Annotated in this window: 7 protein-coding genes and 2 pseudogenes; all 9 read left to right on the top strand. The window is 70.8% G+C overall.

Annotated elements, in window-relative coordinates; all coding sequences use genetic code 11:
- Positions 1-1,204: pseudogene (locus AB0K09_RS26105) on the top strand (histidine kinase); the annotation flags it as partial.
- Positions 1,205-1,213: 9 nt separating this feature from the next.
- Complete coding sequence (locus tag AB0K09_RS26100) at positions 1,214-1,627, top strand: roadblock/LC7 domain-containing protein (RefSeq protein WP_366067834.1); 414 nt, start codon at positions 1,214-1,216, stop codon at positions 1,625-1,627.
- A 106-nt stretch (positions 1,628-1,733) separates the two neighbouring features.
- Positions 1,734-2,141: a DUF742 domain-containing protein gene (locus AB0K09_RS26095; RefSeq protein WP_366067833.1), complete on the top strand. Its 408-nt coding sequence runs from the start codon at positions 1,734-1,736 to the stop codon at positions 2,139-2,141.
- Positions 2,122-2,703 (top strand): ATP/GTP-binding protein, encoded by a 582-nt coding sequence (locus tag AB0K09_RS26090; protein ID WP_366067832.1) that lies wholly within the window; start codon positions 2,122-2,124, stop codon positions 2,701-2,703. Before AB0K09_RS26095 ends, AB0K09_RS26090 begins: the two co-directional genes overlap by 20 nt.
- 418 nt (positions 2,704-3,121) lie before the next feature.
- A pseudogene (locus AB0K09_RS26085) lies at positions 3,122-4,039 on the top strand (nitrate- and nitrite sensing domain-containing protein); the annotation flags it as partial.
- 78 nt (positions 4,040-4,117) lie between these two features.
- Entirely contained in the window at positions 4,118-6,226 is a 2,109-nt protein-coding gene (locus AB0K09_RS26080; RefSeq protein ID WP_366067835.1) for an ATP-binding protein, read from the top strand.
- A 10-nt stretch (positions 6,227-6,236) separates the two neighbouring features.
- Positions 6,237-6,650: a roadblock/LC7 domain-containing protein gene (locus AB0K09_RS26075; protein ID WP_078848005.1), complete on the top strand. Its 414-nt coding sequence runs from the start codon at positions 6,237-6,239 to the stop codon at positions 6,648-6,650.
- A gap of 84 nt (positions 6,651-6,734) precedes the next feature.
- A complete protein-coding gene (locus AB0K09_RS26070) occupies positions 6,735-7,253 on the top strand; it encodes a DUF742 domain-containing protein (RefSeq protein WP_366067831.1) in 519 nt (172 codons plus the stop codon).
- On the top strand, positions 7,234-7,755 hold a 522-nt coding region (locus AB0K09_RS26065; RefSeq protein WP_366067830.1), incomplete at its 3' end, for an ATP/GTP-binding protein. The genes AB0K09_RS26070 and AB0K09_RS26065, both read left to right, overlap by 20 nt.

The following is a 7,755-nucleotide window of genomic DNA, read 5'->3' as shown; positions in this document are numbered from 1 at the left end:
GCCCGTGCCCCCGGCCCCCGCGGCCGGCTCCGGCAACGGCGCAGCCCGCCCGAAGCTGCCCGCCCGCGGTGCGGCGAGCTGGGGCAACGACCAGAACCAGGGCGGCCGTCAGGCCCCCGTGGACGACTGGCCCGTCGCCTCCCAGGGCCCGGCGCGCGCCGCGCAGGACGCGCCGCGCGGCCACGAGGACGTCGACGGCGGCTTCCCGGCTGCGCGCCAGGGCAACTCCGGCACGGGTCAGTTCGCCCGCCCGGCGAACCCCGCCCCGGCCGCCGGCCCCGGCGACACGTCGCAGTTCCCGGCCGTCGCGCCCGCTCCGGGCCGCGGCCCCGGTGACACGGCGCAGTTCCCGCCGGTCCCCGCGGACCCGCAGAACAGCACCACGGGCCAGTTCCCGCAGGCCGCCCCGGGCGGCCAGCAGAACAGCACGACCGGCCAGTTCAGCACCGGCCAGTTCCCGCAGGCCGCCGCCGGCGACCGGCAGAACAGCCCGCAGAACGGTCCGCAGTACGGCCAGCAGGGTGGCCGGCAGGGCGGCCGGTCCAACAACAGCACGACCGGCCAGTTCGAGCTGCCCAGCGGCCCCACCGGTACCGGCCAGTTCGAGCTGCCCGGTTCCGTCGGACAGCCGCAGCAGCCGCAGCAGCCTCAGGGGCAGGCGGGGACGCCGCTCTTCGAGGAGCTGGAGTCCCACTGGTTCCGGGGCGCCGACGAGTCGGCCGTCCCCGAGCAGCCGGCGGGCTCCGAGCACCGGCTGCCCCGCCGCGTGCCGGGCCCGACGCCCACCCCGGGCGACGGCCCGCAGAGCCACGCGGTGCGCCAGGACCGTCCGCGGCCCGAGACCCCCGCGCCGGGCCGCCAGCAGGGCCCCGCCGCGCCCACCGCCCCCAGCCCCACGCAGGGCGAGTGGCGGGAGACGGCCAACGACGAGCGCTGGCGCCGCGCCGAGCAGGTCCGCGAACCGGCCGCCGGCGGCAAGACCTCCTCCGGTCTGCCGCGCCGCGTGCCCCGCGCCAACCTCGTCGACGGGACCGCGCAGCAGGAGCCGAGCATCCCCGCGGGCCCGCAGGTCTCCCGCGCGCCCGACGACGTACGCGGCCGACTGACCAATCTCCGCCGGGGCATCCAGCAGGGACGTCAGGCCGGCAGCGGTTCGACCACCGGCAGCCACCCCGCCGGTCCCACTTATCAGCAGGAGCGTTAGTTGAGTCCGATGAGCCAGGCGGCACAGAATCTGAACTGGTTGATCACCAACTTCGTGGCGAACACCCCGGGGGTGTCCCACACGGTGGTGGTGTCCGCCGACGGGCTTCTGCTGGCGATGTCCGAGGGCTTCCCGCGCGACCGCGCCGACCAGCTGGCGGCGGTCGCGTCCGGGCTGACCTCGCTGACGGCCGGCGCGTCCCGGATCTTCGAGGGCGGCCCGGTCAACCAGACCGTGGTGGAGATGGAGCGCGGCTTCCTCTTCATCATGTCCGTCTCGGACGGTTCGTCCCTGGCCGTGCTGGCGCACCCGGAGTGCGACATCGGCCTCGTGGGCTACGAGATGGCGCTTCTCGTCGACCGCGCCGGCAACGTCCTGACGCCGGAGCTCCGTTCCGAACTTCAGGGCAGCCTGCTGAACTGACCCGCGCCATCACAGGAAATCCCGTCCGACCGTACGGCCGAAACTCCCCCCACCGGCCCCCGCTCGACGGCATTATTGCCATCCTGCTGTCCCGACCGGAGGATTCATGACCCCGCCCGCCTCGCCCGGCCCGTACGGCGCTTCGCATCACCACGCGTCGTACGGGAGTGAAGGCGACCAGCCACTGGTCCGCCCCTATGCCATGACGGGTGGCCGAACCCGGCCCCGCTACCAGCTGGCCATCGAGGCCCTGGTGAGCTCCACCGCGGACCCGGCCCACCTCGGTGGGCTGCTGCCGGAGCACCAGCGCATCTGCCACCTGTGCCGCGAGGTCAAGTCGGTGGCGGAGGTCTCCGCGCTGCTGAACATGCCCCTGGGCGTGGCGCGGATCCTGGTGGCGGACCTGGCGGAGGCCGGCATGGTGGCGATCCACCAGCCGGGCGGCGGCGAGTCCGGCGGTACACCGGATGTGACACTGCTCGAAAGGGTGCTCAGTGGACTTCGGAAGCTCTAGCGGAAGCGTCGCGCGTTCGACGACCTCCGCGAAGATCGTGGTCGCCGGCGGCTTCGGCGTCGGCAAGACCACATTCGTCGGCGCGGTCTCGGAGATCAGTCCGCTGCGCACCGAAGCCGTGATGACCTCGGCCTCGGCCGGCATCGACGACCTGAGCCACGTCCAGGACAAGACCACGACCACCGTGGCCATGGACTTCGGCCGCATCACCCTCGATGACGACCTGATCCTGTACCTGTTCGGTACGCCCGGTCAGGACCGGTTCTGGTTCATGTGGGACGACCTGGTGCGCGGCGCCATCGGTGCGGTCGTGCTGGTGGACACCCGCCGGCTGGCGGACTGTTTCCCGGCCGTGGACTACTTCGAGAACAGCGGCCTGCCGTTCGTCATCGCCCTCAACGGCTTCAACGGACACCAGCCGTACACCCCGGACGAGGTCCGGGAGGCGCTGCAGATCGGCCCGGACGCGCCGATCATCACCACCGACGCACGCCACCGCAACGAGGCCAAGAGCGCTTTGATCACCCTGGTCGAACACGCGCTCATGGCGCGGCTGAAATAGGGTTGCGCGCCACGGAGTTCCGATACTCCGTGGCTGTGGCATTGACCACGGCGAAGCCCGGGCTTCATAACGTTTCGACAGAGAATTGGCCGGACGCGACCACACGTCGCGTTCGGCCAACTTCGCTCTGCGCACATACGGCCTGCCATTTGGCGCCACTCGCTCTTAATGCCCGTTTTATGTCAGGCAAATCGTGGCCTTCACCGGCTCTGTCCGATGTTTGGAATGCACCTGCCCGGCGTGCTGGAATTCCCGGACTGAGCAGTCATGGCTCAGTGGAAATACGGCACGGCACAGGTGCAGACGCCGAGAGGTTGTTGGTCGAGTGAGGCGAAGAAAGACGGGCGCCGCGCAGCAGACGCGAGACGCGCGGGGTAACTTCACCCCGCCGTCGCGTTCAGCGGTACCGCCTTCCGACATGCCGGAAACCCCCGCCCCGCCCGCCGAGGGCAGTGGCGGCAGATTCTCGCCGCGCAACTGGCGAGTGCCGACCCGGCTGAACGCGATCCTGCTCATCCCGGTGCTCGTGGCCCTCGTCTTCGGCGGCCTGGACGTCAAGAAGTCCGTCGACACCTGGACCGAGGCCAAGGACGCCGCCAACACCGCGCGTGTCGTGCAGGCGGCCGCCACCTACGCCCACGCCGTCATCGACGAGCGTGACGTGAGCGCGCAGCCGCTGCTGGAGGGCCGCCGCGACGACCCGGCCGTGAAGAAGGCCCAGGACGTCACGGACGCCGCCCGCGCGGAGTTCGACAAGGCCGTCAAGAAGATGCCGGACACGCCGAGTCTGCGGCGCCGTCTCAAGCTCTTCCGCGCCGCCGAGGAGACCCTGCCCAAGCTGCGCCAGGCCGCCTACACCCCGGCCCTGGACGGCGTGAAGACCGAGGACGGCTACGGCGCCCTCCAGCGTCCCCTCATGGCCTTCGCCAACGAACTGGGCCTGGGCACCGGTCGCGTCACCGCCTACGGCCGCATGGTCTACGCGATCCAGCTCGCCAAGGCCGCGGAGTCGCTCCAGCGCTCCATCGGCATGCACCTGCTGGTCAAGCCGGGCTCGGCCAAGGACCGCGCGGTGGAGGAGACGGCCTTCTCCTCGTACAACTTCCTGGAGTACGTGGCCCGCGGCGAGTACGAGGCCGACGGCACCGACGACGACATCAGCGACCTGAACGACGTCATGGCCACCAAGGCGCAGGTCAACGAGCAGGACAAGATGGTCCTCGCCATCCAGTCCGGCGCCACGCCCGCGCAGCTGAAGGCCAAGGACATCACCCCCGAGTCCTGGATGGCCGTCTCGACTTCGAAGTTCGAGGCCTACCGCTCGATCGAGCAGAAGCTCGCCGACAAGGCCGTGGCCGACGCCGAGAAGGTCTCCTCGGACGCCCAGCAGTCCGCGATCGTCAACTCTTCGATCATGGTCTTCGCCCTGATCGTCGCCTTCGTGGTGGCCGGGATGATGGCGCGCCGCATGAGCCGCAACATGCGCCGTCTGCGCGGTGCCGCCTTCGACATCGCCGAGCAGCGCCTGCCGGCCCTGGTCGACCAGCTCTCGCGCACCGACCCCGGTCGCGTGGACACCCGTGTCGAACCGATCCCGATCACCACCCGGGACGAGATCGGCGAGGTCGCCCGCGCCTTCGACCAGGTCCACCGCGAGGCCGTGCGACTCGCCGCCGAGCAGGCCCTGCTCCGTGGCAACGTCAACGCGATCTTCACCAACCTCTCGCGCCGCAGCCAGAGCCTGATCGAGGGCCAGCTGACCCTCATCACGGAGCTGGAGAACAACGAGGCCGACCCGGACCAGCTGGAGAACCTCTTCCGGCTCGACCACCTGGCCACCCGTATGCGCCGCAACGGCGAGAACCTGCTGATTCTCGCCGGCGAGGAGCCCGGCCGCCGCTGGGACCAGCCGATCCCGCTGGTCGACGTGCTGCGTGCCGCCTCCTCCGAGGTGGAGGCGTACGAGCGCATCGAGCTCAGCGGCGTGCCCGACGCCGAGATCCACGGCCTCGCCGTCACCGACCTCGTGCACCTGCTCGCCGAGCTGCTGGAGAACGCCACCACGTTCTCCTCCCCGCACACCAAGGTCCGCGTCACCGCGACCCGGCTGCCCGACGGCCGAGTCATGGTCGAGATCCACGACAAGGGCATCGGCCTCACCGCCGAGGACTTCGCCGACATCAACCACAAGCTGGCCAACCCGCCGACGGTGGACGCCGCGATCTCCCAGCGCATGGGTCTGTTCGTGGTCGGCCGCCTGGCGACCCGGCACGGCATCCGCGTCCAGCTGCGCCCCTCGGGCGAGCAGGCCGGCACCACCTCGCTGGTCATGCTGCCGGACGCCATCACCCACGGTGGCGGCGCCGACGACCTCGCCGACGGCGACGACTTCACCGTCTCCCGGATCGTGCCCGAGCAGTCGGGCCAGCACGGTCAGCTCGGCAACGGCCGGATGCGGACCGCCGCGGAGCTCGGCTTCGACGACAGCCGTTACGAGCAGGAGCAGCGGCCGGACGCCCAGTCCGGAGCCACGCTGGACCCGATCGGCCGCTCGCGACTGCGCGAGGAGCGCCGCGCGGCACTGGAGGCGCAGGGCGCCGACAACCGCCCGCTCTTCCGCGACGAGGCGCCGCAGCAGCAGTCGCAGCAGCAGTCCTTCGAGCAGACGGGCCAGTTCGAGCAGCCGCAGTCCTTCGAGCGGACCGGTCAGTTCGAGCAGCCGCAGCCGTACGAGCAGACGGGCCAGTTCGAGCAGCCCCAGCCGTACGAGCGGACCGGCCAGTTCGAGCAGCCCCAGCCGTACGAGCAGACGGGCCAGTTCGAGCAGCCGTACCAGCAGGACGGCTACGCGGACACCGGTTACCAGGACTCCTCCTCCACCGGCCGGCAGGCCTACGCCGACTTCAACGGCCAGGCCCCGCAGGGCGAGTGGAACGAGACGGGTGCGTACCGGTCCGAGTACGGACAGGGCTACGGAGCGGAATCGGAATCCCTGCCGTCCGCTGACACGGCCCAGCCGGAGCGCGTAGAGTTCGACCGTCCGGGCCCCGCGACGAGCGGCTCCAACTCGCTGACCGAGTCCGGTCTGCCGCGTCGTGCGACGCAGTGGCAGCCGGAGGCGGGCGAGGCGGCCACGCGGGACGGCGCAGCACCGGTGCAGTCCCAGCGGGAGGTCCCACAGCAGCCTCAGGAGGGTGAGAAGCCCGATTGGCGGTCGGCGAACGACGAGCGCTGGCAGCGTGCCGAGCAGCTCCGGGACCCCAAGGCCGGCGGCATCACCCCCTCCGGTCTCCCCCGTCGCGTGCCGAAGGCCAACCTGGTCGAGGGCAAGGCCGCGGAGACCCCCCAGAGCGGGCCCCAGATCTCCCGCGCCCCGGAGGACGTCCGCGGCAGGTTGGCGAACCTCCGCCGCGGCATCCAGCAGGGACGCAGCGCGGGGGCCGAGCCCACCGCGAACGAGCAGCAGCATGAGCAACACGACCAGGGCTTCGGCCCCGGCGGCACCTACAATCAGGAGCGTTAGTGTGAGCCCGATGAGCCAGGCGGCGCAGAACCTGAACTGGTTGATCACCAGTTTCGTGGACAACACCCCAGGGGTGTCCCACACCGTCGTGGTCTCCGCCGACGGACTCCTTCTGGCGATGTCCGAAGGGTTTCCGCGGGACCGCGCGGACCAGCTGGCGGCGGTCGCCTCCGGCCTGACCTCGCTGACCGCCGGTGCCTCCCGGATCTTCGAGGGCGGCGCGGTCAACCAGACCGTGGTGGAGATGGAGCGCGGCTTCCTCTTCATCATGTCCGTCTCGGACGGTTCCTCGCTGGCCGTGCTGGCGCACCCGGAGTGCGACATCGGCCTCGTGGGCTACGAGATGGCTCTCCTGGTCGACCGCGCCGGCAACGTGCTGACGCCGGAGCTCCGCTCCGAACTGCAGGGCAGCCTTCTCAACTAGCAAAGAGGCAGTGCGTTTCGCGCCACCGCGCCATAGGGTGCGGTGGCGCGACCAGCAGCAGAGAAGCAAGTTGGAGGAGGAGACGTGGCAACGCCCCCAGGCGGTTACCCGTATGGACATGACCAGCAGGCGGAGCCCCCGCTGAACCGCTACAACTTCCCCTCCGCCCCGAGCCACCGGGCACAGCCGGAGCCGCGCGCCCAGCGCGTCCCGGCCCAGTCCCCGACCCAGCGGCGCGGGGGGCCGTCCTCGGGCGGCACGCACAATCCGCTGGTCCGCCCCTACGCGATGACCGGCGGCCGGACCAGGCCGCGGTACCAGCTCGCCATCGAGGCGCTGGTGCACACCACGGCCCAGCCGTCCCAGCTCCAAGGGCAGTTGCCGGAACACCAGCGCATCTGCCACCTGTGCCAAGAGATCAAATCGGTCGCCGAGGTCTCGGCACTCCTCTCCATTCCGCTCGGCGTCGCCCGGATCCTGGTCGCCGACCTGGCCGAGGCCGGACTCGTCGCCATTCATCAGCCCGGCGGCGACGCGTCCGCCGGCGGACAGCCTGACGTGACACTGCTCGAAAGGGTGCTCAGTGGACTTCGGAACCTCTAGCGGCGAGGCAGCCCGCTCCACCACCTCCGCAAAGATCGTGGTGGCGGGTGGCTTCGGCGTGGGCAAGACCACGTTCGTCGGCGCGGTCTCGGAGATCAACCCGCTGCGCACCGAAGCCGTGATGACTTCCGCCTCGGCGGGGATCGACGACCTCACCCACGCGCCGGACAAGACCACGACGACCGTGGCCATGGACTTCGGCCGTATCACCCTGGACCAGGACCTGATCCTGTACCTGTTCGGTACGCCCGGTCAGGACCGGTTCTGGTTCATGTGGGACGACCTGGTGCGCGGCGCCATCGGTGCCGTGGTGCTGGTGGACACCCGCCGGCTGGCGGACTGCTTCCCGGCCGTGGACTACTTCGAGAACAGCGGCCTGCCGTTCGTCATCGCCCTCAACGGCTTCGACGGACACCAGCCGTACACCCCGGACGAGGTCCGGGAGGCGCTGCAGATCGGCCCGGACGCGCCGATCATCACCACCGACGCACGCCACCGCAAC

Source organism: Streptomyces sp. NPDC049577 (assembly GCF_040675635.1).
Classification (GTDB): domain Bacteria; phylum Actinomycetota; class Actinomycetes; order Streptomycetales; family Streptomycetaceae; genus Streptomyces.
The sequence above is the reverse complement of the archived record's forward strand: the minus strand, read 5'-3'. Positions and strand labels throughout refer to the sequence as shown.

What these genes read in the sequence shown, in the direction of transcription:
- AB0K09_RS26100 (WP_366067834.1), top strand. Translation starts at nt 1,214, where the DNA reads ATGAGCCAGGCGGCACAGAATCTGAACTGGTTGATCACCAACTTCGTG.
- AB0K09_RS26095 (WP_366067833.1), top strand. Translation starts at nt 1,734, where the DNA reads ATGACCCCGCCCGCCTCGCCCGGCCCGTACGGCGCTTCGCATCACCAC.
- AB0K09_RS26080 (WP_366067835.1), top strand. Translation starts at nt 4,118, where the DNA reads ATGGTCTTCGCCCTGATCGTCGCCTTCGTGGTGGCCGGGATGATGGCG.
- AB0K09_RS26075 (WP_078848005.1), top strand. Translation starts at nt 6,237, where the DNA reads ATGAGCCAGGCGGCGCAGAACCTGAACTGGTTGATCACCAGTTTCGTG.